The organism is Cupriavidus sp. 2KB_3 (assembly GCF_052115685.1).
Taxonomy (GTDB): domain Bacteria; phylum Pseudomonadota; class Gammaproteobacteria; order Burkholderiales; family Burkholderiaceae; genus Cupriavidus; species Cupriavidus campinensis.
Map to the genome: position 1 here is coordinate 60,578 of NZ_JBFRHD010000009.1, position 25,504 is coordinate 86,081.

The 25,504-nt window shown below is 68.5% G+C and carries 22 protein-coding genes; 12 read left to right on the plus strand and 10 right to left on the minus strand.

From position 1 onward, the window contains the following. From AB4120_RS11720 to AB4120_RS11745, 6 genes are all read left to right on the plus strand, one after another. The gene (locus AB4120_RS11720) at window positions 1–1,014 is read left to right on the plus strand and encodes an AAA family ATPase (RefSeq protein ID WP_149138920.1); all 1,014 of its coding nucleotides are present in this window, start codon (window positions 1–3) and stop codon (window positions 1,012–1,014) included. Next, a complete protein-coding gene (locus AB4120_RS11725) occupies window positions 992–2,011 on the plus strand; it encodes a DUF58 domain-containing protein (RefSeq protein WP_149138919.1) in 1,020 nt (339 codons plus the stop codon). The genes AB4120_RS11720 and AB4120_RS11725 overlap by 23 nt, the downstream gene beginning before the upstream one ends. Beyond that, complete coding sequence (locus AB4120_RS11730; protein WP_149138918.1) at window positions 2,008–3,066, plus strand: VWA domain-containing protein; 1,059 nt, start codon at window positions 2,008–2,010, stop codon at window positions 3,064–3,066. The genes AB4120_RS11725 and AB4120_RS11730 overlap by 4 nt, the downstream gene beginning before the upstream one ends. Window positions 3,067–3,109: 43 nt before the next feature. Continuing rightward, entirely contained in the window at window positions 3,110–3,637 is a 528-nt protein-coding gene (locus AB4120_RS11735) for a GbsR/MarR family transcriptional regulator (RefSeq protein ID WP_149138917.1), read from the plus strand. A gap of 70 nt (window positions 3,638–3,707) precedes the next feature. Further along, complete coding sequence (locus tag AB4120_RS11740) at window positions 3,708–5,024, plus strand: SDR family oxidoreductase (RefSeq protein WP_149138916.1); 1,317 nt, start codon at window positions 3,708–3,710, stop codon at window positions 5,022–5,024. Next, window positions 4,997–5,464 (plus strand): DUF2269 family protein, encoded by a 468-nt coding sequence (locus AB4120_RS11745; protein WP_149139396.1) that lies wholly within the window; start codon window positions 4,997–4,999, stop codon window positions 5,462–5,464. Before AB4120_RS11740 ends, AB4120_RS11745 begins: the two co-directional genes overlap by 28 nt. 150 nt (window positions 5,465–5,614) lie before the next feature. Here AB4120_RS11745 and AB4120_RS11750 read toward each other — a convergent pair whose 3' ends face one another. Together AB4120_RS11750 and AB4120_RS11755 are read right to left on the minus strand one after the other, a co-directional pair. Continuing rightward, window positions 5,615–6,322, minus strand: coding sequence for a cysteine hydrolase (locus tag AB4120_RS11750; RefSeq protein ID WP_149138915.1), 708 nt, complete (start codon window positions 6,320–6,322; stop codon window positions 5,615–5,617). Window positions 6,323–6,354: 32 nt separating this feature from the next. Further along, window positions 6,355–7,344 (minus strand): alpha/beta fold hydrolase, encoded by a 990-nt coding sequence (locus tag AB4120_RS11755; RefSeq protein ID WP_149138914.1) that lies wholly within the window; start codon window positions 7,342–7,344, stop codon window positions 6,355–6,357. Between the two features lie 248 nt (window positions 7,345–7,592). On the opposite strand from AB4120_RS11755, the gene AB4120_RS11760 reads away from it, so the two are divergent. The 4 genes from AB4120_RS11760 to AB4120_RS11775 all read left to right on the plus strand — a co-directional run bounded on the left by AB4120_RS11760 (window position 7,593) and on the right by AB4120_RS11775 (window position 12,363). Continuing rightward, complete coding sequence (locus AB4120_RS11760) at window positions 7,593–9,101, plus strand: efflux transporter outer membrane subunit (RefSeq protein ID WP_441642275.1); 1,509 nt, start codon at window positions 7,593–7,595, stop codon at window positions 9,099–9,101. Beyond that, window positions 9,098–10,273: an HlyD family secretion protein gene (locus AB4120_RS11765; protein WP_441642276.1), complete on the plus strand. Its 1,176-nt coding sequence runs from the start codon at window positions 9,098–9,100 to the stop codon at window positions 10,271–10,273. The genes AB4120_RS11760 and AB4120_RS11765 overlap by 4 nt, the downstream gene beginning before the upstream one ends. A 7-nt stretch (window positions 10,274–10,280) precedes the next feature. Continuing rightward, window positions 10,281–11,837, plus strand: coding sequence for an MFS transporter (locus AB4120_RS11770; RefSeq protein ID WP_441642277.1), 1,557 nt, complete (start codon window positions 10,281–10,283; stop codon window positions 11,835–11,837). 85 nt (window positions 11,838–11,922) lie between these two features. After that, the gene (locus AB4120_RS11775; RefSeq protein WP_144198481.1) at window positions 11,923–12,363 is read left to right on the plus strand and encodes a MarR family winged helix-turn-helix transcriptional regulator; all 441 of its coding nucleotides are present in this window, start codon (window positions 11,923–11,925) and stop codon (window positions 12,361–12,363) included. A gap of 23 nt (window positions 12,364–12,386) precedes the next feature. Here AB4120_RS11775 and AB4120_RS11780 read toward each other — a convergent pair whose 3' ends face one another. From AB4120_RS11780 to AB4120_RS11790, 3 genes are read right to left on the minus strand one after another with little or no spacing between them, the layout of a single operon-like run. After that, entirely contained in the window at window positions 12,387–14,018 is a 1,632-nt protein-coding gene (locus AB4120_RS11780; RefSeq protein WP_441642307.1) for a DHA2 family efflux MFS transporter permease subunit, read from the minus strand. A gap of 2 nt (window positions 14,019–14,020) precedes the next feature. Beyond that, window positions 14,021–15,271 (minus strand): HlyD family secretion protein, encoded by a 1,251-nt coding sequence (locus AB4120_RS11785; protein ID WP_149138912.1) that lies wholly within the window; start codon window positions 15,269–15,271, stop codon window positions 14,021–14,023. A gap of 35 nt (window positions 15,272–15,306) precedes the next feature. Next, window positions 15,307–16,758, minus strand: a complete 1,452-nt coding sequence (locus AB4120_RS11790; RefSeq protein ID WP_262389921.1) for an efflux transporter outer membrane subunit — start codon at window positions 16,756–16,758, stop codon at window positions 15,307–15,309. Window positions 16,759–17,149: 391 nt separating this feature from the next. On the opposite strand from AB4120_RS11790, the gene AB4120_RS11795 reads away from it, so the two are divergent. Then, complete coding sequence (locus AB4120_RS11795) at window positions 17,150–18,742, plus strand: ATP-binding protein (protein ID WP_149138911.1); 1,593 nt, start codon at window positions 17,150–17,152, stop codon at window positions 18,740–18,742. Here AB4120_RS11795 and AB4120_RS11800 read toward each other — a convergent pair. After that, entirely contained in the window at window positions 18,739–19,971 is a 1,233-nt protein-coding gene (locus AB4120_RS11800) for a CaiB/BaiF CoA transferase family protein (RefSeq protein WP_262389767.1), read from the minus strand. The two genes, AB4120_RS11795 and AB4120_RS11800, sit on opposite strands and share 4 nt — an antisense overlap. A 2-nt stretch (window positions 19,972–19,973) precedes the next feature. Next, a complete protein-coding gene (locus AB4120_RS11805; RefSeq protein WP_149138910.1) occupies window positions 19,974–20,765 on the minus strand; it encodes an enoyl-CoA hydratase/isomerase family protein in 792 nt (263 codons plus the stop codon). A gap of 145 nt (window positions 20,766–20,910) precedes the next feature. Here AB4120_RS11805 and AB4120_RS11810 point away from each other — a divergent pair, with 145 nt between their 5' ends. Continuing rightward, entirely contained in the window at window positions 20,911–21,963 is a 1,053-nt protein-coding gene (locus AB4120_RS11810) for a LysR family transcriptional regulator (RefSeq protein WP_149138909.1), read from the plus strand. A 38-nt stretch (window positions 21,964–22,001) separates the two neighbouring features. Here AB4120_RS11810 and AB4120_RS11815 read toward each other — a convergent pair whose 3' ends face one another. From AB4120_RS11815 to AB4120_RS11825, 3 genes are read right to left on the minus strand one after another with little or no spacing between them, the layout of a single operon-like run. Next, a complete protein-coding gene (locus AB4120_RS11815) occupies window positions 22,002–22,991 on the minus strand; it encodes a Bug family tripartite tricarboxylate transporter substrate binding protein (protein WP_149138908.1) in 990 nt (329 codons plus the stop codon). Between the two features lie 13 nt (window positions 22,992–23,004). Continuing rightward, window positions 23,005–24,060 carry an acyl-CoA dehydrogenase family protein gene (locus AB4120_RS11820; protein ID WP_149138907.1) on the minus strand — a complete coding sequence of 352 codons (1,056 nt, stop codon included), beginning with the start codon at window positions 24,058–24,060 and terminating at the stop codon, window positions 23,005–23,007. Further along, the gene (locus tag AB4120_RS11825) at window positions 24,057–25,229 is read right to left on the minus strand and encodes an acyl-CoA dehydrogenase family protein (protein WP_392388528.1); all 1,173 of its coding nucleotides are present in this window, start codon (window positions 25,227–25,229) and stop codon (window positions 24,057–24,059) included. Before AB4120_RS11825 ends, AB4120_RS11820 begins: the two co-directional genes overlap by 4 nt. Between the last annotated feature and the right edge of the window lie 275 nt (window positions 25,230–25,504).

Sequence of the window (25,504 nt, forward strand, 5' to 3'; positions counted from 1 at the left end):
ATGAACGACGAAGCCCGGAGCGCTGCGGACAGCGCCGACCTGATGGAACGCCTGCTGTACGAGGTGAAGCGCGTGGTGGTGGGGCAGGACCACTTCCTGGAGCGGGTGCTGGTGGCCGTGCTGGCCGGCGGGCACCTGCTGGTGGAAGGCGTGCCGGGCCTGGCCAAGACGCTGACGGTCAACACGCTCGCCCGCACCATGAGCGGTACCTTCAAGCGCATTCAGTTCACGCCGGACCTGCTGCCGGCGGACCTGGTCGGCACGCGCATGTACAACCAGGGCACCGGCGAGTTCTCCACCGTGCGCGGGCCGGTGTTCGCCAACCTGTTGCTGGCCGATGAAATCAATCGCGCCCCGGCCAAGGTGCAGAGCGCGCTGCTGGAGGTCATGCAGGAGAAGCAGGTCACCATCGCCGGGGAGACGCACCGCGTGCCGGCGCCCTTCCTGGTCATGGCCACGCAGAACCCGATCGAGACCGAGGGCACCTACCCGCTGCCCGAGGCGCAGGTGGACCGCTTCATGATGAAGGTGCTGGTGGGCTACCCGAGCGAAGAGGAGGAGGTCGTCATCGTCAATCGCGTGACTGGCCCGCGCATCCATGTCGGGGCAATCGCCACGCCCGAGCATCTGGTCGAATTACAGGAAGCCTGCCGCAAGGTCTATGTCGACCCCGAACTGATCCAGTACGCGGTGCGCGTGGTGGCAGCCACCCGCAAGCCGGGCAACTACGGTCTGGCCGACATGGATCGCTACGTGTCCTTCGGCGCCAGCCCCCGCGCCACCATCGGCCTGATCGAAGGCGCCCGCGCGCTGGCCTTCCTGCGCGGCCGGCACTATGCCGTGCCGGAAGATGTGGTGGACCTGGTGCCCGATGTCCTGCGCCACCGGCTGGCGCTCTCCTACGAGGCCATGTCCGATGGCGTGACGGCGGACCAGCTGATTGCGCGCATCCTCAAGGCCCTGCCGGTGCCCGAACGGCCGCTGGAAACCCATGTTCGGGCGGCTGCTCGCTAGGCGCCGGGCCGGCCCGGACGCCGCCGCCGCCCCGCTCCCTCCGCTCCCTTCCCCGGCGGAGGTGCCGCTGGGCGGCCCGCGCGCCAGCCAGACCGAGGTGCTGGTGCGCCGCCTGGAGTGGACCGTGGTGCGCCGGCTCGACGGCCTGCTCCAGGGCGACTACCGCACGCTGTTCCGCGGCTTCGGGCTGGACCTTGCCGATCTGCGCGAATACCGTCCCGGCGACGATGTGCGCCACATCGACTGGAACGTGACCGCGCGGTTGCAAACGCCGCATGTGCGCGAGTTCCAGGAAGACCGCGAGGTGGCGGTCTGGTTCCTGCTGGACCTGAGCGGCTCGATCGACTTCGGCTCCGGCACCGTGCGCAAGCGCGACCTGCTGAACGACTTCACCACCGTGCTGGCGCTGCTGCTGACGCGCTATGGCAACCGGGTGGGCGCGGTGTTTTACGGCGGCGCGGGCGAGATCGCCACGTCGGTGATACCGGCGCGCGCGGGGCGCCGCCAGTTGCTGCACCTGCTCGACCGCATGCAGGCCACGCCCGCCGCATCGCCGGGCGATACCCGGCTGCGTGACCTGCTCGAGCGCGCGCGGTCCGTGGCGAAACGCCGCTCCGTGATGTTCGTGGTCTCCGACTTCATCAGCGCGCCGGGCTGGCAGGCATCGCTCGCCATGCTGGCCCGGCGCCACGAAATCGTCGCCGTGCGGCTGGTCGATCCACTGGAGGTTGCCTTGCCGGACCTCGGGCTGGTGGTGCTGCAGGATGCGGAAACCGGCGAGCAGATGTTCGTCGACACCCATGACCCAGCCTTCCGCAAGCGCTTTGCAGCCGCCGCCGAGGCGCGCGAGGTCGAGCTGCGGCAGGGCTTCGCGCGGGCCGGCGTGGAGTGCCTGACCCTGTCGACCTACGCCCGGCTGGATCTGGCGCTGCTGCACTTCGCCCGGCAGCGCCGCCATCGGCAGCAAGGAGCGGCGAGCGGTGCGGGGGCAGCATGATCGATGCGATGAGCGGCCTGCCCCTCTTCAGTTTCCTGTGGCCGGAAATGCTGTGGCTGCTCGGCTTCGTGCTGGTGCTGGGGGCCGGCTACGTCTGGCTCGATGCGCGCCGGCGCCGTGTAGCGGTGCACTATCCCGCGCTGCGGACCGTCGGCCTGACCCCCACCGGCGGCGTCGGCTGGCGCCGGCACGTGTCGCCCGTGCTGGCCCTGCTGGCCCTGAGCGCGCTGATCTTTGCCATCGCCCGCCCGCAGGCCGTGCTGATGCTGCCGTCCCGCATCGATACCGTCATGCTGGTGATGGACCTGTCCGGCAGCATGCGCGCGCAGGATGTGAAGCCCACCCGCATCCGCGCCGCCCAGCAGGCCGCCAAGGTGCTGCTGAACGCCCAGCCTTCCGGCGTCAAGGTGGGCGTGGTGGCGATGGCCGCCACGGCGGCCGTGGCGCAGGCGCCCAGCCGCAACCGGGAAGACGTGGCCAGCGCCATCGACCGCCTGAAACCGCAGGGCGGCACGGCGCTGGGCAACGGCCTGCTGATCGCGCTCACGACCCTGCTGCCGGAGGCCACCACCGACGCGGCACTCCTGATGGACGACGACATCCCCCCGCAGAAGACCGCCGATGCGCTGGGCGGCGACGACGACAAGCGGCCCGGCTCCTACGCCTCGGGCGCCATCGTCCTGTTCTCCGACGGCGAAAGCAACGCCGGCCCGGCCGTAGCCCAGGCCGCCCAACTCGCCGCCGCCAACGGGGTCCGCATCTACACGGTGGGGGTCGGCACCACCGACGGCGTGGTGCTCTCGGTGGATGGCTGGTCAGCCCGGGTCAAGCTCGACGAGCAGGTGCTGAAACAGGTGGCCGACATCACCGGCGCCGAATACTTCCGCCTGGAAGACGCGAGCCAGCTCAAGAAGGTGTACCGCGCCCTCAGCGCCAAGCTGGCGTTCGACAAACGCAACCAGGTGGAGGTCACCGCGTTCTTCGCGGCGCTGGGCGCCTTGCTGGCCGGCTGCGCCGGATTGCTGTCGCTGTGGTGGTTTGGGAGGGTGTTGTAATTTCTCTCTTGACAGAAATTACTGAAACCATAGAATGCGATCCATGGAACTGAAACCGATCGCAGAACGCTTTGTGCTCCACTGGGGCGAAATGGGCTCACGCTGGGGCGTCAACCGCACCGTGGCGCAGATCCATGCCCTGCTGTACCTGGCCGCCCGCCCGATGGACGCCGAGGAAATTACCGACACCCTGGGCGTGGCCCGCTCCAATGTCAGCAACAGCCTCAAGGAGCTCCAGTCCTGGCATCTGGTGAAAGTGGTGCACCTGAAAGGCGAGCGCCGCGACTTCTTCGAGACGTCGAGCGATGTCTGGGAGTTGTTCAAACTGATCGTGGCGGGCCGGCGCCAGCGCGAGATCGACCCCACCGCCGAGGCCCTGCGCGAATGCCTGGACAATCCCGCCCTCGAGGATGAGGACGCCGGCACCCGCGAGCGTATTGCTGAAACCCTGAAGTTCATCGAGACCATGAGCACGCTGGCCGATGAAATGCTGCGACTGAAACCGGAGACGCTGATGAAGACGCTGGGCCTGACCGCCAAGATCAGCAACGCCGTGCGAAGACGATCCTGAAGCCAACGACCGACGGGCGACAGCCCGTTTCTTTTTCACGCATTATTTCTGTCTTTACTGAAAAAACAGTATGAACGAGATCACGAACCACGTCCTCGCGCGCAAGAAGGTGCTGGTGTGCGGCGCATCGGGTTTCATCGGGGCGGCAATCTGCAAGCGGCTGGAGCATGCCGGCCATGAGGTAGTGCGCGGGGTGCGCATCCCCAGATCGGACCACGACATCGCCATCGATTTCAGCAAGGACACCACCATCGAGACCTGGCTGCCCCGGCTGGCGGGTATCGACGTGGTCATCAACGCCGTCGGCATCATTGTCGAGAGCGCCCACGCCCGGTTCGAGGACCTGCACCACCGGGCGCCGGCAGCCCTGTTCCAGGCCTGCGCCCAGGCGGGCGTCCGTCGCGTGGTCCAGATCTCGGCGCTCGGTGCCCGTGAGGGCGACACACCCTACTTCCGCTCCAAGCATGCCGCCGACCAAGTGCTGCGCGCCCTGCCCGTTGCATCCGTCGAATGGCAGATCCTCTATCCCTCGCTGGTCTACGGCGACGAGGGCACGTCGGCCGCCATGTTCCGCACGCTGGCGTCGCTGCCGGTGGTTCCGGTTCCGGCGCTGCCCGACGCGCGCTTCCGGCCGATCCATATCGATGACTTGGTCGCCGCCGTGGAGGTCGCTATCGACCCAGCCACTCCGCCGGGCCAAACCCTGCCGTGCGTAGGCGGCACCGAGGTGTCCTATCGGGGCATGCTCGGTCACTACCGGCGCAGCATGGGATTGCCTCCGGCGCACTGGCTGACAGCACCTGCGCCGCTGATGGCAATAGCTGCGACGCTCGGGCGCTTCGTCCCCGGCGCCGCGCTCACGCCAGACAACTGGCGCATGCTCCAGGCCGGATGTACCGACGACGCCGCGGCCATCACGGCCTGGCTCGGTCGCCCGCCCCGGTCAGTGGACCAGTTCATCGCCCCGGCCGAGGCGGAACCCCTGCGCCATCGCGCCATTGCCACCTGGCGGCCGCCGTTGTTGCGCGGCGTAATGGCCATCGTCTGGATTGCCACGGCACTCATCACGCTGTTCGTCTATCCGATGGAAGACGGCCTGGCGCTGCTGGGCGCCACCGGCATTCACGGCATGCCGGCGACCATCGCCCTGTATGGCGCCGCGGGGCTCGACCTGGCTATGGGCATCGCCTGCCTGCTGTATCCGCGCCGCGCGCTATGGGCCGCCCAGGCGGCGCTGATCCTCGGCTACTCGGCGGTCATTGCCGTGGCCATGCCGCAGTTCCTCGCCCATCCGTTCGGGCCGGTGCTCAAGAACCTGCCGATCCTCGCCATTCTGCTGATCCTCTACATGGAGCCGGAATCATGGGATACCTCGCCATCAAGGTGATTCACGTCATCTCGTCGGTGTTGCTGGTAGGCACCGGATTCGGGACCGCGTTCTACCTGTTCTTTGCCAACCGCTCGGGGTCCGTGGAGGCCATTGCGGTGGTATCCCGGCTCGTCGTCCGTGCGGACTGGTGGTTCACCACGCCGGCGGTCATCATCCAGCCGCTGACCGGCGCCTACATGCTCCATGTGGCCGGGTTTCCGCTCACGTCCACGTGGATCCTGGCTTCCGGCGCGCTGTACCTGTTCGCGGGCGCCTGCTGGCTGCCCGTGGTCTGGTACCAGATCCGCATGTGCCGGATGGCCATCGCCGCCCATGACAACGGCACGGCCCTCCCCGATCTCTATTGGCACTATGCGCGCCGCTGGGAATTGCTCGGCTATCCGGCCTTCACCGCAATGGTGGTCGTGTTCGCGCTGATGGTGATGAAGCCGCTGTAGAAGACCGGCACGCCTGCGCATCCCCCGCACAAATCCTGTGCGGGGGATGGCGTTGTGGGGTGCACCGCCGGGCGCACCACCGAACTGGCTACCCGGCGGCCTCAGGCGGCCTCAGGTGGCTTACGGCGGCTTACGGCGGCTTACGGCGGCTTACGGCGCCAGGCGCCTGACCGTCTCGTCGGTGTCCCAGAGCGCGTTGGCGATGTAGCGGAAGTTGACCAGCGCCGCATGGTAGCCGTCGCCCTCGGGCAGCTTGGGGCCGGCCACGGCATCGCGCACCACCGCCACCTCGAAACCGTGCTCGAGCAGGTCGCGCAGGTGGGATTCGACGCACAGGTTGGCCGCCATGCCGGCGAGGATGACCTGATCCACCCGCTGCTTGCGCAACTGCAGCACCAGATCGTTGGCCTGCGGCCCATAAAGCTTGTGGGTCGAGCAGATGATGGTCTCGCCGTCCTCGATGTAAGGCTTCAGCTCGGGCATGAAATCGGCGCCCGAGTCGCGGAAGCCTTCCAGCGTCAGCGCGCCGGGGCGGTCGAACATGCCCACGGCATGCTGGAACATCTCCGCCGGGCCCAGCACCTTCCACTTGTGGTCGTGCGGAAAGTAATAGTGCGGGGAGATGGCGACGCAGATGCCGGCCTGCTTCGCCGCCGCAAACAGGCGCACGAGGTTGGGCACCAGGTTTTGTTCGGTCACGCTCTCCCCCACCACGCCCCAACTCCGGCCTTCGGGGCTCATGAAATCGACCTGCGGGTCGATCACGACCAGCGCGGTACGCGCGAGGTCCAGCGTCAGGTCGGCGCTGGGCAGGGCCGGCTCGGCCGGGTCCGTGTAGGCAGGGTTGTGGTTGCACATGGTGGGGGCCTTTCAGGTTGCAATTGCGCGGGTCAGCTGCCGATGAATGCCAGCAGGTCGGCGTTGAATTTTTCCTTGTGGGTGTCGGTCAGCCCGTGCGGCGCGCCCGGATAGACGATCAGCCGGGAGTTCTTGACCAGCTTCGCCGAGGCGCGGCCGGCGGTGTCGATCGGCACGATCTGGTCGTCGTCACCGTGGATGATCAGCGTGGGCACGTCGATCTTCTTGAGGTCTTCGGTGAAATCGGTTTCCGAGAAGGCCTTGATCGAGTCCAGGGTGTTCTTGTGTCCGCCCTGCATCCCTTGCGCCCACCAGGCGTCGATCAGCCCCTGTGACGGCTTGGCGCCCGGTCGGTTGAAGCCGTAGAACGGGCCGGACGGCACGTCGCGGTAGAACTGCGAGCGGTTGGCAAGCTGGGCCGCGCGCAGGCCGTCGAAGACCTCCAGCGGCAGGCCGGTCGGATTGGCCGGCGTCTTGACCATCAACGGCGGCACGGCCGAGACCAGTACGACCTTGGACACGCGCCGCGTGCCGTGGCGGCCGAGATAGCGCGCCACTTCGCCGCCGCCGGTGGAGAAGCCCACCAGGATGGCGTCCCGCAGGTCGAGGGTTTCGATCACCGTGGCGAGGTCATCGGCATAGTGGTCCATGTCATTGCCCTGCCACGGCTGGCTGGAGCGGCCATGACCACGGCGGTCATGCGCCACGGCGCGAAAGCCCGAGCTGGCCACGAGCAGCATCTGCGACTCCCAGCTATCGGAGCTCAACGGCCAGCCATGACTGAACACCACGGGCCGACCCGATCCCCAGTCCTTGTAGTAGAGCTGCGTGCCGTCGCGGGCGGTGATGTAGCTGCCCGTGTGCGGCTTGCCATGTGACGAGGCGCTGGCCCCCTTGGCGGCCTGTGCGGCTTCGGCGCCGCCCGGAAGGCTGGTGGCCACCATCGCGGAGGCCGCGGCGGCGCTGCCGAGCAGCAGGTTACGACGTGACACGCGCTGCGGGAGAGGCTGATCGGAAGACATGGCGAAGATCCTTGTTTGGCTGCTGGATTGAGAATCGGGGGTGGACAACCGTGTGCTTGTTGCTGGTACGTATTGAACATCCAAACCACCGGCCTGATTGGTGCCTCTCCGGCAACACCGTGCGCGCCGCCAGGGCACTACCGCCACGTGCCACGGCCCCCTACATTGCCAGGAGGCAACCGGCCTGTCGTCGGAGCCGATGTTCAGCCCCGGCCATGTCGTCCGGGCGAAGGTTGCGGAGAAAGGTGATGGCGAAGCCAAAGACGCGTACCGTGCCGGCCTGGGTATGCCTTGGCGTACTGGGCGCGGCGGCGCTCCTGCCGGGCTGCGCCAGCATGACGGGGCTCAAGACGCAGGCCACGGTCGATGATCCCAACCGCCTGGCCGCCACCGCATCGCTTGCGGGCGCGGCCCTGTCGCCGGCCGCCTGGCCGGACCGTGCCTGGTGGGAAGGCTTTGGCGATCCGCAGCTCACTGCGCTGGTCGAAGCGGCGCTGGCCGGGCAGCCCACGCTGCGTATCGCCGCCGCGCGGGTGCGCCAGGCCGATGCGCTCGCCGGCGGTGCCGAATCCGCCTTGTATCCGCAGGTCAACCTGAGCGCCCGGACCACGCGCCAGCGCTTCAGCGAGAACGGTCTCGTGCCACGCCCGCTCGCAGGCAGCTGGAAGTGGTCCAGTGACGTGCAGCTTGGCCTCGGCTACGAACTCGACTTCTGGGGCAAGAACCAGGCCGCGTTCGACGCCGCGCTGGACCGCGTGCGCGCCGCCGAGGTCGATTACCACGCGGCGGAACTGATACTGACCACGTCCGTCGTGCGCACCTACCTGCGGCTCGACGCCGCCTACGCCCAGCGCGCGCTGACCGAGCAGACCTACCGCCAGCGCCAGAACACGCTGGACCTGACGCGCCGGCGCGTGGATGCGCAGCTCGACTCGGCCTTCGACATGAAGCAGGCCGAGGCGGCCCTGCCCGCCACGCGCGAGCGCCTTGCCGCCATCAACGAGATCATCGCGCTGACCCAGAACCAGCTCGCGGCGCTGGCGGGCAAGGGTCCGGATGCCGGCGCCGAGGTCCGCCCCCCACAACTGCGCGACCGCTACGCGGCGGCGGTGCCGGCCACCCTGCCGGCCGAACTGATCGGCCGCCGGCCGGACGTGGTGGCGCAGCGCTGGCGCGTGGAAGCGGCGAGCCACGACATCCGCGCCGCCAAGGCCGAGTTCTATCCGAACATCAGCCTGAACGCCTTTGCCGGCCTGCAGAGCCTGAGCCTGTCCGACTTCCTGACCGCGGGCAGCCGCACCCTTGGCATTGGCCCGGCGCTCTCGCTGCCGATCTTCGACGGGGGCCGGCTGCGCGCCAACCTCGGCGTCCGGCAGGCCGAATACGACGCTGCCGCGGAGCAATACAACGCCACGCTGGTCACTGCGCTGCACGATGTGGTCAACCAGCTGGTGTCCCTACGCTGGCTGGCCGAGCGCGGCAGCGAGCAGCAGCAGGCGCTGCAACTGACGCAGGAGGCCTATGACATGGCCGTGTCGCGTTATCGCAGCGGCGTTGGCAACTATCTGCAGGTGCTGTCCGCCGAGGGCCAGGTCCTGCAGCAGAAGCAGTTGCTGATCGACATTGAAACCCAGGAGCGTACGTTGCACCTCGAACTGATCCGCGCGCTTGGCGGCGGGTATGACACCGCGACAGCCCCGGCCTCCCCGCCCCCTCCGGCCCAGCACGCCGGTGCGGCCACCCGGAGCGCATCTTGAATCCCGCCAGCCAACCCACTCCCGCGCAAGACCCTGCAAAGCCGGCCGAGGTCCGCCCGGCCCGGCGCTGGCGCATCGCCGGCAGCGCGTTGCTCGCCCTCCTGCTCGCCGCCGCGGCCGGCTACTGGCTGCAATATGGCCGGGACCAGGTCTCGACCGAAGACGCCTATGTCGAAGGCAACGTGGTGCAGGTGACCCCACAGGTGGGCGGGGTGGTCACCGCGATCCTCGCCGACAACACGGATCTGGTCACCACGGGCGTGACGCTGGTCGAACTCAATGGCGTGGATGCCCAGCTGGCGCTGGCGGCGGCGCAGGCCCAGCTGGCCCGCACGGTGCGGCAGGTGCGCGGGCAGTTTGCCGCGGTCGGCCAGGATCGCGCCAATGTGGAGATACGCACGGTAGATCTGGCGCGGGAGCAGGAAAACATGACGCGGCGCACGGCGCTGGTCGCAAGCGGGGCGATCTCGGGTGAAGAACTGATCCACGCGCGGCATGCCGTACGCGCCGCGCAGGCCGCGCTGACGATGGCCAGCGAGCAGCTCAAACGCAACCAGGCGCTGGTCGAGCGGACTTCCGTGGCCTCTCACCCGGATGTGCTGGCCGCGGCCGCGCAGGTGCGCAATGCCAGCATCGCCCTCTCGCGCACGCGCATCGCGGCGCCGGTGGGGGGCGTGGTGACCAAGCGCTCCGTGCAGGTGGGGCAGCGCGTCAGCCCGGGCGTGCCGATGATGTCCGTGGTGCCGCTGGATCACCTGTGGGTCACGGCCAACCTGAAGGAGTCGCAGTTGCGCGATATCCGCCTCGGCCAGCCGGTGACGCTCACTACCGACCTGTACGGCCGGCAGGTCGTGTACCACGGCCGGGTCATCGGGCAGGACGCCGGCACCGGCAGTGCGTTTGCGCTGCTGCCGGCGCAGAACGCCACCGGCAACTGGATCAAGGTGGTACAGCGCGTGCCGGTGCGCATCGCGCTGGACCCGGCGGAAGTGACGGCCCACCCGCTGCAGATCGGCCTGTCGATGAAGGTGGCCGTCGATACGCGCGCGCGGGACGGCAAGCGGCTGGTGGCGATCGACGCACCGGGCCAGAACTACCGCACCACGGTGTTCGCGGACGAGCTGGCGCACGCCGACGAGGCCGTGCGCCGCATCGTCGAAGAGAACTCCTAGGCACGCCATGACCGCCGCCACGCTCCCCGCCACGACTTCCGCCACGACTGCCGCGCCGCCCCGCCGCCTGCTGTTGACGATAGGCGCGCTGACCACCATCGACTTCCTCCAGAACGGCATGGTGGCCTTCTCCGCCGCGCCGATCATGGGCGAGATTGGCGCGAGCCCGGACCAGTACAGCACCGTTGCGGCGGCCTACGCCAGCGTGGCCGTGGTGGTGATCGCGCTGCAACGCTGGATCGTGGAGCGCGTGGGTTGGCGGCGCTATCTCCAGGGGTCGCTCGGGGCGGCGGCGCTGGGGGCGCTCCTGTGCGCCCATGTCGACAGCTACGAATCCTTCCTGGTCGCCCGCATGGTCATGGCACTCGGCTGTGCCGGCATGGTGACCTCATCGCGCCTGACGGTGAACCTGATCCCGCCCGGCCCGGCCCGGTTCTTCGGCATCAAGGCGTTGGCGTCCGGCGTGTGCTGCGGCATGGCGCTGGCACCCTGGCTGGCCTCCGCCATCGTCAGTGCAGACCGCTGGCCGCTGATCTTCTGGGTGGTGGCCGGGTGCGCGCTGGCACTGCTGCCGGCAACCAGCGTCCTGCCCGAGGCCACGGCGCCGCCCGCGCAACGCTCGGATGCCCATCCGGTGCGCCTCGCGGCGCTGGCCGTGGGCAGCTTCCTGATCCTGTATGTGCTGCAGCGTTCCTACTACGATTTCTACGCCGACCGGCTCTGGCTGGTGATTGGCGCCGTCGCGGGCAGCGCCGCCCTGCTCGGCTTCATCTGGACGGAGTCCCGCAGTGATCGCCCGCTGCTGAAGCTGCGCAATCTGGTTGAACCGCGCTACCTGAGCGGACTGGCGCTGTTCACGTTCTGCTACATCACGCTGGGCGCGAATGGCTACCTGCTGCCCATCGCCCTGCAGCGTTCGCTGGGGCATGCCTGGTCCACCACCGGACAGTTCTATGCGATGGGGCTGTCGGCAGGCGTCCTGACCTGGCTGACCGTCTCGCGCCTGCTGCCGCGCTGGCCCAGTCCGCGCAAGTACTTCGTCACCGGCTTCCTGGCGCTGGCCGTCTCGGCCTGGATGATGAGCCGGATGCCGCCCGCGCCCGACCTGTGGGGCGACGTGCTGCCCGCACTCGCGCTGTACGGGGTCTTCATCATGATTCTGATGCCGGTCACGGCCATGCAGACCTTCAGCGGCGTGGCGCACGACGAGTCCGTGTTCTCCAACGCGCAGCAGACCAAGAACATGCTGGGGCAGATCGGCCAGGCGCTGGGGGTGACCATCGCCACGGTCGGCCAGCAATGGCTGACCACGTGGCACTACAGCACGCTGCATGACACCATCTACCCGGGCAGCCCGCAGTTCCAGGACGCCCACGCACGCTTCACGGCGGCGATTGCCGCGTCGTCCGATCCGGCGCGCGCCGCCGAACTCGCCACGGCGCAGATCGCCCAGGTGCTGGCGCAGCAATCCGCCCTGCTGGCCAATCTCGACCACTTCCGCGCGCTCGCCGTCGTGGCCGTGCTGGCTATCGTCGTGAGCCTGACCCAGAAGGTGATTCGCTGAGCGCCCCGCGCGCTGACTCTGGCCCGCCCTTCCCATTGACTGACGCATCAGATACATTGACGGCTCCTGGCTTTCCCGAGGCGCCGTGAAACACTACAACCGCGAGAACTTCCAGCTGACGCAGAGCGTTGGCTTCCACCTGAACAAGGCCCGCAACGGGCTGCTGATGGAAGTCGACGCGGCGCTGCGGCCGCTGGACATCACCGGCCAGCAGATGGGCATCCTGCTGTCGCTCACGCAAGGCGCGGCGAGCACGCCGCTGGAGATCAGCAAGCTGCTGGAGATCGACACCGGCCTGATGACGCGCATGCTCGACAAGCTGGAGAGCAAGGGCATGGTGCAGCGGCAACGGAGCGAGGCAGACCGCCGCGTGGTCAACCTGATCCTGACCGACAAGGGCCGGGACGTTGCCAGCCGCATTCCCGACATCGCCCCGGACGTGCTGAACCACCGCCTGCGCCATTTCACCCGGGACGAGTTCAGCGAGTTCCTGCGCCTGCTGCGCAAGTTCACCGAAGACGCCTGAGCCGCTGGCGCCGGCGGCCACACTCAGTGGGCTGCCGCAGCGGCGCCCGACATCCCGCCCTTGGTGGGCCGGGTCAGCCAGATCAGCGGCACGATGGCGACGAAGATCACCGCCGAGACACAGAAGATGTCGTTGAGCCCGAGCATGATCGCCTGCGCGTTCAAGCCCCGTTCGAAGAACGCCACGGCCTGGTCTGGCGACAGATGCATGGCCGACTGGATCGACTCCAGCGTGGCGGTGTAGCGCGGATTGCCCGGGCTGGCCTGCTCCGCGAGCCGGGCGTGGTGGAGCACCGCGCGATCGTTCCACACCGTGGTGGCCAGCGACGTGCCGGCCGCGCCAAAGAAAACCCGCACGAAGTTCGACAGGCCAGCCGCCGCCGGGATTTTCTCCGGCGGCAGGCCGGAGAGGATGATGGCCGTCAGCGGCACGAAGAACAGCGCCATCGGGATCCCCTGCAGCAGCGTGGGCAGCACCAGCGTGAAGGTATCCACGCCGGTCGTGTACTGCGAGCGCATGAAGAACACAGCGGCAAAGCCCAGGAAGGCCAGCGTGGCCAGCACGCGCAGCTCCGCCTTCGGCAGCAGCTTGCCGACAACCGGCGCCAGCAGCACGGCAAAGATGCCCAGCGGCGCCGTGACGAGGCCCGCGTTGACCGCCGGATACGCCAGGTATTGCTGCATCCACTGGGGCAGCACCACGAGATTGGCGAAGAACAAGGCAAAGCCTACCGAAATCGCCGCCGTGCCCACCAGGAAATTGCGGCCCTTGAACAGGCGCAGGTCGATGATCGGGTCCGGCTCGGTCAGCTCCCAGATCACGAAGAACAGGAAGCTGAGCAGCGCCACCACCCCAAGCGCGATGATCACCGGCGAGGCAAACCAATCGAGATCCTTGCCCTTGTCGAGCATGATCTGCAGCGCCGCCACCCAGGTAATCAGCGATGCCAGCCCGACGGTGTCGATCGGCAGCTTGCGCACCGGCGATTCGCGGTCGCGATAGACCGCCCAGGTCACCGCGGCGGCGAACAGCCCCACCGGCACGTTGATATAGAAGATCCACGCCCACGAGTAGCTGTCAGTCATCCATCCGCCCAGCGCCGGGCCGGCGATAGGCCCCACGGTGGCCGTCATGGCCCACAGCGCCAGCGCCTGGGAACTCTTCTCTTTCGGAAACGAGCCGAGCAGGATGGCCTGCGACAGCGGAATCAGCGGGCCGGCCACCGCGCCCTGCAGGATGCGCGCCGCCAGCAGCGCGGTCAGGTTCGGGGCGATGCCGCACAGCCATGACGCCAGCACGAACAACAGCAGCGAGCCGACGAAGAGGCGGATCTGCCCCACGCGCTGCGTGAGCCAGCCGGTCAGCGGAATGGCCACGGCATTGGCGGCCGCGAACAGCGTGATGACCCACGTGCCTTCGTGGACGGACACGCCGAGGTTGCCGGAGATGGTGGGAATCGCCACGTTGGCGATCGACGAATCCAGCACGTTCATAAAGGTGGCAAGCGCCACGGCAAAGCTGCCCAGCGCCAGCCTGCCGCCGGTGAGCGGCGGGGGCGGCTGGAAGGCGGTCGCGGTAGACATGATGCGGCTCCGGTAGCGGTGATGGCGGGGTGATGGCGGGGTGATGGCGGGGTGATGGCGGAGTGGTGCCAGGGTTAAGACGCGGTGCGCGCGCGCGTTTGCTCGCCGCCTCGCTCACGCTTGCGCGCGGCGCTCTGCTCGCCGCCCTGCCCCTGGTTCCGCGCGATGATGCGGGCGATCTCCACGTCCGCCTCGGCGCCGTATTGCCGGAACACGTCGGTGCTGTACGTGGTGCGGGCGGGCGCGGCGGCGCTGCGCGTGGGGTCGAGGGCGTCGCCACGTGCCTTGGTTTCCACATCCACCTGCATGGAGAGCCCGATCTGCAGCGGATGCGCGCGCAGTTCGGCCGGGTCGAGGGCGATGCGTACCGGCAGGCGCTGCACCACCTTGATCCAGTTCCCGGTGGCGTTCTGCGCCGGGAGGGCCGAGAACGCGCTGCCGGTACCGGCGGAGAAGCCCACCACCTTGCCGTGGTAGGTGACGGTGCTGCCGTAGAGGTCGGCATGCAGTGCCACCGGCTGGCCGATGCGGATGTGCTTGAGCTGGACTTCCTTGAAGTTGGCGTCCACCCAGACGCCGTCCAGCGGCACGATGGCCATCAGCGGATTGCCGGGCGCCACCCGCTGCCCCACCTGCACGGACCGGCGCGCCACATAGCCGGTGACCGGCGCCGGCAGCGTATTGCGGGCATTGGCGAGGTAGGCGTCGCGCACCCGCGCGGCGGCGGCCTGCACGCTGGGGTGGTCGGCCACGGCGGCCCCGTCGGTCAGGGCATGGTTCGAGGCGAGCTGCTGGCGGGCCGTCTCCAGCGCGGCGTCGGCGGACTTGACCGCATCGCGGGCATGGGCGATGTCCTCCACCGCCACGGCGCCGGATTCGGAAACCGCGGTGCGGCGGCGCAGATCGTCACGCACGCGCGCCACGTCGGCTTCCCGCTGCCGCACGGTGGCGGCCAGCACATCGTTATTGATATAGAGCGCGCTCACCTGGCGGACGGTCTGGCCCAGCGCGGCCTCGGCGTTGGCCAGCGCGATGCGGGTATCGGCCGGGTCCAGCGTCACCACCGGCTCGCCGGCGCGCACGATCTGCGTGTCGTCGGCATTGACCGAGACCACGGTGCCGCTCACCTGCGGCGTCAGCTGCACGAGGTTGCCGTTGACGTAGGCATCGTCGGTGTGTTCGTGGAAGCGGGCCACGCCGTAGTAGTAGGCGCCATAGCCGGCGGCGGCCAGGAGCGTGGCCAAACCCAGCAGGGCCAGCAGGCGCTTACGGGTCTTCGGCGCGGCGCCGGACGGCTTGCCGGCGGAGGTGGGAGTCGAGGTCATGAGAGGGGTCCGTTATCGAGGAAAAGGAGGGCGGATCAGCGGGCTGCCGCTGTCGGTTGGGCCTGGGCTTGGGCGACGGTCCCGACGGGCGCGGCGGTCTCGGTGTACCCGCCGCCAAGCGCGGTAGCCAGCGCAATCTGGCGGTCGCGGCGTTGCATGCGCAGGTTGGTCACCACCTGGCTGCTGGCCAGCGCCGTGGTCTGGGCGTTGAGCACGGTGAGCTGCGTGGTCAGGCCACCCTGGTACTGGGCCATCGCCAGCCGGAGCGCGCGCTGCGCGGCCTCGTCGGACCGTGTGGCGTTGACCAGCTGCGCGTCCACCGCGCGGATGTCCGCCAGTTGCGTGGCCACGTCGGTTAGCGCCTGGATCAGCGTGTCGTTGTAGTTAGCCACCGCGAAGTCGAACTCGGCATAGCGGCCCTTGAGCTGGGCGCGCAGCGCGCCGCCATCGAAGATCGGCAGGTGGATGGCCGGCCCGGCCGATGCCGTGCGGCTCGCCGCGTGCAGGAAGCGGCCCCAGCCAAAGGCATCGAGGCCGATGGCCACGCTCAGGTTGATATCCGGATAGAACTCGGCCTTGGCCACCTTGATGTCGTGCGTGGTGGCCTCCACGCGCCAGCGCGCGGCCACGATGTCCGGGCGGCGGGAGACGAGGTCGGCGGGCAGGTTGGCCGGCAGGTGGATCTCGTCGCCCACGCCGAGCGTGGGACGCGCAATCGCCAGGCCGCGATCCGGCCCCCGCCCCAGCAGCGCGCCCAGCTGATAGCGCGTGCGCTGGATATTGCCTTCCAGCGCGGAGACCGTCACCTGCGCTGCCGCCAGATTGGCCTCGGCAGTGCGCAATTCGACTTCGGTGTCGAGCCCCATCTTCACCCGCCCCCGCGCCACGCGCAGCACTTCGGTGCGCTGGGCAGCTTCGTCGCGCGCAATGTCGAGCAAGGCGTAGAGCCGCCCCAGCTCGTTGTAGCTGCGGGCGATGGTGCTCGACAGCGTCAGTCGCACCTGCTCGGCTTCGGCCTCGCCGGCGTGCACCGTCGACACGGCCGAGCGCAGCGCCTCACGGTTCTTGCCCCACAGGTCCAGCTCATAGCTGGCGCCGAGGAAGGCCTTGTTTTCCGATTGCCAGGTCCCGGCAAACGCGGGCGGAATGAAGGTGCTTTCGGTCAGGCGCTGGCGCGTCCAGCTATAGCCGGCGCCCACCTGCGGCAGCGTGTTGGCGTTGGCGGTCTCGCTGAACGCCACCGCCGCCGCCACGCGGGCGCGGGCCTTGTCGAGCGTCGGGCTGTCCTGCAGCGCTTCCGCGATCAGCGTCTTGAGTTGCGCATCGCCGAACTGGTCGGCCCAATCCGCCGCCGGCCACCGGCCCGGCTCCGCCGGAAGGCTCTGCGCCGTGGCGTATTGGCCGGGCTGCGCCATCTGGCTGTCGCTCCGAATGCCGGCGTAGTTCGCACAGCCCGCCAGCACCGCTGCTATCACCATGGCCACCATGGTCACCGGGACCGACAGCGCTGGCAGCGCGGACAGCGCTGGTGCGGCCAGACGGCGCGCCCCGGGCGGCATTTCTCTTGGTTGTTCCAACGGTTGTTCCAACATTATCTGACCTGTCAGTTAATTGCGCAAAAAAGTGGCGCAGTGTGGGCTCCTGTAAAATCCGGCCGGACCGCGCATTGTTTGCCTGAACAATAATTGACTGGTCAGTAAAACACAAGCCCTGCATGGGACGTTTGCGCGCGCACGTGGCGAAGGCGACAGAAAATGCCTGAAACGCCACAGATCTGCCAGTAACGCGTCCGTCATCTCAGTCATTCGGGTTTAGCGCTACCATCTGAACCGAGCTCCAGCTGCAGAACACGAGATTCGCCCTTCCCTGTCCTCACCCATGCCCCACGCCCTCGAAGTTCCCCCGCAAACCGTCGACAAATGGCAAGACATCGTCAACCTGCTCGCCGAGATCATGGGCGTGCCGTCCGCGCTGATCATGCGGGCAAAGGCGCACAATATCGAAGTGCTGGTATCGAGCCACTCGGCAGGCAATCCTTATGAGGCGGCCGAGACCGCCCCGCTGGATACGGGGCTGTATTGCGAGACCGTGATGGAGACCCGCCGGCCGCTGCTGGTGCCGGACGCCATCGCGGACCAGGACTGGAATACCAACCCGGATATCAAGCTGGGCATGATCTCCTACATGGGGCTCCCGATCAGCTGGCCCGATGGCGAAGTGTTCGGCACGATCTGCGTGCTCGACAGGAAGAAGAACGCCTACAGCGACCAGTTTCTCCGGCTACTGGCAATGTGCCGGGACATCCTGCAGGCCGACCTGAACATGCTGATGGCCTTGAGCGGCCAGCTCGCGGAAAGCCGCGCCAAGATCCAGCGCATGGTGGACGCGGACATCATCGGCATCTTCCTCTGGGAGGTGGACACCCAGCTCATCGTCGAGGCCAATGACGCCTTCCTGCACATTGTCGGCTACGACCGCGAAGACTTGCGGTCACGCAGCATGCGCTGGACCGCGATGACCCCGCCGGAATGGCTCGAGGTGGATTTGCGAGACCGGTTGCCGGTACTCAAGCAAAGCGGCCGCCTGCAACCGTTCGAGAAGGAATACTTCCGCAAGGATGGCACCCGGGTGCCGGTGATGATGGGCGTGACCCGGTTCGAGGACGGCAGCAACCAGGGCGTCGCGTTCGTGCTGGATTTGACCGAACGTAAGCTCGCCGAAGCCGAAGCGCGCGAGAGCGAGCGCCGCTACCGGGAAACCCAGAACGCGCTGGCGCACGTCAACCGCGTCACGACCATGGGGCAGCTCACGGCCTCCATCAGCCATGAGCTGAAGCAGCCGATCGGCGCCTGTGCGATGAACGCCAGCGCGGGCCTGCGCTGGCTCGGCGCGCAACCGCCGAATCTGGAGGAAGCGCGCCTCGCCTTCGAGCGGATCAACAAGGACGCCCGGCAGGCCAGCGACATGATGAGCCACATCCGCGATCTGTTCAAGAACGCCCCGCTGCAAAAGGAGGGGGTGCAGATCAACGAGGCGATTCGCGAGGTCATTTCGCTGACGCGCGGCGAAGTCGTCCAGCATGGGGTGGCAGTGCAGATGCAGCTCGCGGAAGATCTGCCACCGGTCAAGGGCGACCGCGTCCAGCTGCAACAGGCTTTGCTGAACCTGATCATGAATGCCGTGGAAGCGATGAGCACCGTGGAGGACGGCCCCCGGGAACTGACCGTCCGTACCGCCGCCGATGCGGATAACGCCGTGGTGGTCACGGTGCGTGACTCCGGACCGGGCGTGCCGCCCGAGCACGCGGCGCGCCTGTTCGAACCCTTCTGCACCACGAAGTCCAGCGGCATGGGCATGGGCCTGACGATTTGCCGGTCCATCATCCAGGCCCATGGCGGCACCCTGGAGCTCTGCGAGAACGAAGCGCGCGGCGCCGTGTTCCAGTTCACGGTGCCCACGCTCGACGCCTAGCGGGCGTTCCCGGCAATCATCGCCGTAATCTCGGCGACGTCCATCCCCGTCTCCCCCAGCACCTCGGCCGTATGCTCGCCCAGCGCCGGCGCCGGGCGACGGATAGCGGTCGGGGTTTCGGAGAACCTGGCCGTGGGGCGGATCTGACGAATCGGCCCAACCACGGGATGCATGGACTCCTGGAACAACCCCACCTCGCGCAGATGCGGATGCGCGGGCAGTTCATCCAGCCCGTAGATCGGCGTGGCGGGGATATCCACCCGTTCGCACATCGCCATCCATTGGGCCGTGGTCCGTTCTGGCGCCAGTTCGCGCAGATGACCGTACAGGGCCTGGATATGCGCATTGCGGGCGCGCCGGCTGGCGATGTCGTAGCGGCTGGCGAGGTCGTTCCGGCCCACCTCGGCAAAGAAGGCGTGCCAGTGCTTCTCGGTGTAGGGCAGCAGGCTCATCCAGCCGTCCGCCGTGCGCACCGGCTTGCGCCCGCCGCCGAGCAGCCGCGCGTAGCCAGCCTTGCCCGGATTGGCCGGGAACGTCATGCCGCCCATATGCTCGGTCAGCACGAAGGCGGTCATGGTCTCCAGCATCGGCACCTCCACGTACTGCCCCGTGCCATGCCGCTCGCGATGGAACAGCGCCGCCAAGACCGCGTTCGCCACGGCGAGGCCCGTGGTCTTGTCCGCGATCAGGCTCGGCATGTAGTCCGGCGCGGCGCCATCCCCCGACGCCGCCCCCACGAAGCCGCACGCGGCCTGGATGATATCGTCGAACGCCGGCTTGTCGCGGTGCGGCCCGTCCTGGCCAAAGCCGGTGGCGGCGCAGTAGACAATGTCCGGCTTCAGCGCCGCCACGGCCGCATAGCCCAGGCCCAGTCGCTCGATGGCGCCAACCCGCATGTTGTGGATCAGCACGTCCGCCGTGGGGATCAGCCGCGCCAGCGCCGCGCGCCCCGCCGGGCTTTTCAGGTCGAGCACGATGGAGCGCTTGTTGCGATTCAGCGCGAGGAAGATCGAACTCATGCCCGCGTGATGCACCACGCCGTTGGCGCGCATGAGGTCGCCTTCGGGCGCCTCTACCTTGATCACGTCGGCGCCCATGTCGGCCAGCAGCTGCGTCGCCATCGGCCCCAGCACGACCGAGGACAGGTCCAGCACACGTACCCCATGCAGCGGGCCGGCGGCAGCCGGCGCGTTGGGCATCGATCGATCGCTCTTGGCAGTCCGCTCCATGTTCAGCGCCCCTGGAATTGCGGCAGGCGCCGCTCGGCCATCGCCGCCACGCCCTCGCGGAAGTCCTCGCTGGCGAACTCCTTCAGTTGCGCCGCCAGTTCCTGCCGGTTGACCTCGGCAATGCGGTCCGCCAGCCCCTGCCGCAGCGTGGCGCGGGTGCTGCGCACGGCCAGCGGTGCGGAAATGGCGATTTCCTGCGCCAGCGCGTGGGCCTGCGCCAGTTCGTCGCCTGGTTCGGCGAGCACGTCGGCCAGGCCGATCTCCACGGCGCGCGCGCCATCGATGCGCCGGCCCGTGTAGAACAGCAGCGCCGCCTGCTGCTCGCCGATCAGGCGCGGCAGCGTCACGCTGAGGCCGAAGCCCGGATGAAAGCCGAGCCGGTTGAAGTTCACGCTGAAGCGCGCGTCGCGGCTGGTCACGCGGAAATCCGCAACGAGCGCCAGCCCCACGCCCGCGCCGACGGCCGCACCATGCACGGCGGCCACAATCGGCTTGGCCGTGCGGAACAGGCGCATGGCCTGCCGGTAGAACGGGCTGGGGTCGCGCGCCACGCTGCTCTCCTGCGCGCCGAAGTTGGCGCCGGCGCAAAACGCCTTGCCCTCCGCCGCCAGCACGATGGCGCGGCACTGGGGTGTCTCGTCGAGCGCGGCGAAGGCTTCGGCGAGCTGCGTCATGCAGGGCTCGTCCACGTAATTGTGCGGCGGGCGACGCAGCGTCACCTGCGCCACATGGCCTGTCATGGCGACCTGGACCATGTCGGTGGAAAGCTCGGACACGGCACGTTGCGTAGGCATGGGGCTGACTCCTTCGGTTGGATGGCGCGCATCGGGCGCCACGAATAGTGGGTTATGTCTGGATCGATATACACTGCGGGGGTCCACCGGACCCGCCCCGCCAGGGGCCAGGTCCGGCCTCAACATACAAAACCTAGGGACATCGATGGAGCAAGGAGACAGCCTCGCCGGACCGGGGGGCGACACAACAGGCGACGCAACAGGCGACACAACGGGCGACACAACGGGCGACGCAACAGGCAACACCACGGGCAACACCACGGGCGGCAGACGCCTGCCGCTCGCGGACCTGCGCAAGAAAGACCTCAACCTGCTGGTGGTACTTGCCGCACTGCTGGAGGGCAACAGCGTGAGCGAGGCCGCCAAGCGGCTCGACAGCACGCAGCCGTCCACCAGCCGCATGCTGGAGCGGCTGCGCGACGAAATCGGCGACCCGCTGCTGATCAAGAGCGCGCTGAAGATGCTGCCGACCCGCCGCGCCCAGGAATTGCAGCCGATGCTCGAAAACGTGCTGCGCCTGATCGATCAAATCTACACCCAGTCTGCCGACTACGATCCGGCGCTGGAAACCGGCTCCTACGCCATCGGCATCAACGACTCCCTGCAGGCCGTGATCGCCCCTGGCTTCCTGGAGGCGCTGCGCCAGACCGCGCCGCGTGCGCGCGTGCGCATGCAGCCCGTGCCGATGCCGAGCGGCGTCAGCGCGCTGTCCAGCGGTGCCATCGACGTCATGGTGGCCTTCCACCCCGCCGAGGAGCACGAATCGCTGCGCGCGGAACTGCTGTTCAACGCCCAGTTCGGCTGCCTGTGCGCCACCGGCAATCGCCAGATCGGCGACCACCCCACGCCCGCCGAGCTCACGCCGCTGCCCTGCCTCGACGTCTCGCAGTTCGGCCTCGTGACCAAGCTGATCGACCGATACTTCGGCGCCCACGGCACCACCCGCAACATTGTCGGCACGCTGACCAGCTATCTGGCTGTGGCCGACGCCGTGGCGGGCACCGCCATGTACGCGATGGTGCCCGGCTACCTCGCCCCGCTGCTGTGCCGCCACCCCGGCGTGCGCTTTGCGCCGGTGGTGGACCCGCTGCTGACCGTGCCGGTCCACCTGTGCTGGCACAACAACGTCCACACGCACCCCTTCGTATCGGTGCTGCGCACGCTGCTGACGCAGGCCGCCGCGCCGCTTGCGCGCTGACGCCCCGGGTAGTCCATGACGGCTGCGTCCCATCGCGGCTACTCCGGACGGATGCCCGCCGCCTGCGCCACACGGCGGAAGCGGGCCATCTCGGTCTGGTGGAAGCTGCGCATGGCGTCGGGGTCGTAGGGCATCAGGCTCGATCCCGAACGCGCCACGTAGGCGGCGGACTCCGGCGTCTTCAGGATGGCCTGCATCGTCGTGGCCAGCCGGGCGACGATATCGTCGGGCGTCTGCGCACGCACGTAGAACGACACCCAGCTGTACTGGATGTAGTCCGGATAGCCGCTCTCGCGCACCGTGGGCACATCCGGCAGCTCCGGATGCCGGCGCTCGCCGGACACCGCAAGCGCGCGCAGCTTGCCCTGCTTCAGCAGCGGCAGCGCGCCGCCGGTATCCACCAGCGCCAGGTCGAGCTGACTGCCGAGGATGTCGGCCATGATCTGCGCCTGTCCCTTGTAGGGGATATTGGTAAAGCGGATGCCCGCGAGCGACCCGAACCAGACCGCCGCCAGCTGGTAGCCGGCGGAATACGTGCCGACGTTGAAGGGCCGCTCCTGCTTCTTTGCGGCCGCGGCCAGATCGCCCATGCTCTTCAGCGGCGACGTCAGCGGCACCACGAACACATTCATATTGCGGCTCAGGCCCGCCACCGGGCGCAGATCGGCGACGGGGTCATAGGGCAACTGCTTGATGACCAGGGGATTGACCGACATCGGCGAATTGCTGGCCAGCAGGATCGTGTAGCCGTCCGCCGGTGCGCTCTTGAGCGCCTGGATGCCGATGACGCCATTCGCCCCGGGGCGGTTCTCCACCACCACCGCCTGGCCCAGTTCGCGCGCCAGCGCCTCGCCGTAGAAGCGGGCGGAGGCGTCCGAACCGCTGCCGGGCGTGAACGGCACGATGATCCGTAACGGCTTCGAGGGGAAGTCCTGCGCGCGCTCGCCCGCCTGCGCCATCGGCGCGTGGGCCAGCAGCATCGCGGCCACCCCGGCCAGCCCGGCCAGCATCGACTTCAGCAAGATCATGGTGTCTCCCCGCTCAGGCCGCGGCGGCGGTCAGGTCCGCCCACAGCGCATCGCCGCCGCGCGCAATCGCGCGTCGTCCGATCTCGGCCGCCCAGTACGCCTCGGTGCCGCACTCGGCACGCCAGGCCCACACGCGCCGCGTGGATTGATGCAGCGAATGCTCGTGCGTGAAGCCGATCGCACCGTGTACCTGATGCGCGATGGCAGCCGCCCGGCCGGCGGACTGCCCGCAAATCACCTTGGCGACCATCGCCGCCTGGGTCCAGTCCCCGGCGTCAACCGCCGCGCAGGCAGACGCCACGGCCATGCGCGCGGCCACGGTCTCGTTGGCGAGGATCGCCAGTTGCTGCTGCACCGCCTGGAACTTGCCAATCGGGCGGCCGAACTGCGTGCGCTCGTTCGCGTACTGCACGGTCTGGTTCAGGATGCGCTCCAGCAAGCCAGCGATGCCGATGGCCCGCGTCAGTGCGCCAAGCGCCTGCGGTAGCGCCGGCCATCCCGCAGGATCGCCGCGCACGGCGGCACTGTCCGGTACGCGCGGGAAGGTCAGCCGGTCGCGCGGTTCGTTGGCGAGGTTCACGCCGGTTTCCACCGCAGCGGCGCCGGTCGCGGCGAGCAGCCAGAGCGGCGCCTTGGTCTCGGCGTCGATCGCCCGGATCAGCACATGGCCCACGTAGCGGCCCCACGGCACCGCCACTGGGCCATCGAGTGCCCATCCATCGCCATGCAGGCACGCGCTGACGGGCACGGCAAGGTCGGCGAGGCCGATCGGGCCGCCCGGCATCGACACGCCAAGCTGGTTCAGGACCCAGCCTGCCGCCACGGTGTCCAGGAACGGCGCCGGGGCGTTGGCGCCGGCCAGCAGCACCGGCAGGCCCTCGGTCCAGCTGGCCTGCGCGCCCTCGTCCGCTTCCGGCACAAAGAGGCGGGTCAGGCCGCTGGCCTCCACCTGATCCCACAGTTCGGCCGGCCACAGGCCGTGTTCCATCGCGTCGATCCGGGCCGGCGTCACGGCATCGGCAAAGAGACGGCTGGCGCTGTCCGCCAGCATGCGTTCGAGTTCGTTCATCGGACCCCCAGTCCCTTGGCAATGATGCCGCGCAGGATTTCGCGCGTGCCGCCGCGCAGCGAGAAGGACGGCACAACCTGTGTCAGATAGCGGTGCGTGGCCGCGAACGGCGAGCCGCCCCCCTGCAGGGCATCCCCGAACAGCTGGTGCGCCACTTCGGGAATCCGTTGTTCGAACAGCGCGCCAAGATCCTTGACGTTGGCGGCGGCCACCTGCGGGTTCTCCCCGCGATTCAGCATGGCCGCGATGCCGCGCGACATCTGCCGCAGCGTGGTCAGCTCCGCTACCAGCAGGCCCAGCTCCGTGGCCTGGCGGCTGTCGGCGGCGTCGGCGTGATCCAGCATCTGGGGCAGCAGCGCGTAGCTGCTCAGGTAGCGCTCGGGGCCGCTGCGCTCGAACGTCAGCTCCGCCGTCACCTGGGCCCAGCCGTCGCCCTCCTTGCCAATCAGCATGCGGTCCGGCACGAACACATCGGTAAACACCACCTCGTTGAAGCCCTCCTCGCCGGAGAGGCTGCGGATCGGCCGTACCTGCAGGCCCGGCGTGGTCATGTCGACCAGGAACTGCGACAGGCCCTTGTGCTTGTCGTCGGCGCCGCGATCAGTGCGCACCAGCGCAATCATGTAGTGCGAGCGGTGCGCGTTGGAGGTCCAGAGCTTGGTGCCGTTGATGACCCAACCACCCTCCACGCGATCGGTGCGGGTGCGGATCGAGGCGAGATCGGAGCCCGAATCGGGCTCGCTCATCCCAATGCAGAAGTAGACCTCGCCACGGGTGATGCGCGGCACGATCTCGGCGGCGACGGCCGGATCGGCGTAACGCATCAGCAGCGGTCCGCTCTGGCGCTCGGCCACCCAGTGGCCACCGACTGGCGCGCCGGCGGCGAGCAATTCCTCGAGCACCACGTAGCGTTCGAGCATCGAGCGCCCCTGGCCGCCGAACTCGCGCGGCCAGGTCATGCCGATCCAGCCCTGCGCGCCGAGCGCCAGGCTGAACTCGGCATCGAAGCCGCTCCAGCTCTTGGCGCGCAACGGGCGCGGCCGGTCCGGCATGACCCGGGCGAGAAATGCCCGCACCTCGGCCCGCAATGGTGCCAGCGGCCCATCGGGCTCGGCTGGGCGGATCACTATCCTGGCGGCTGTGTCCACGCTGTCTCCTGTCGTTATCATGTGTCGCGCTGCCGGAGGCCCCGCGAAAGTGACGACGAGATTAGCAAGCCGCACGCGCCGCACCTATCGCACGGACGGCATATCCGAAATGCTCGCGCGCCGAAATACTTGCGCGCCGAAATGCGTGCGCGGGCGCCCGGGGCATGGTTTTCCCGCACCCGGGAGCCATGCCCGCGCGGCGCATACCGGCTCGCGCATAACGGATATGCCCCGCCGAGCCTTGCCTCCGTGCCGTGCAAGCCAGTAGGCTCTTCCTCCATCAAACGACGACGGAT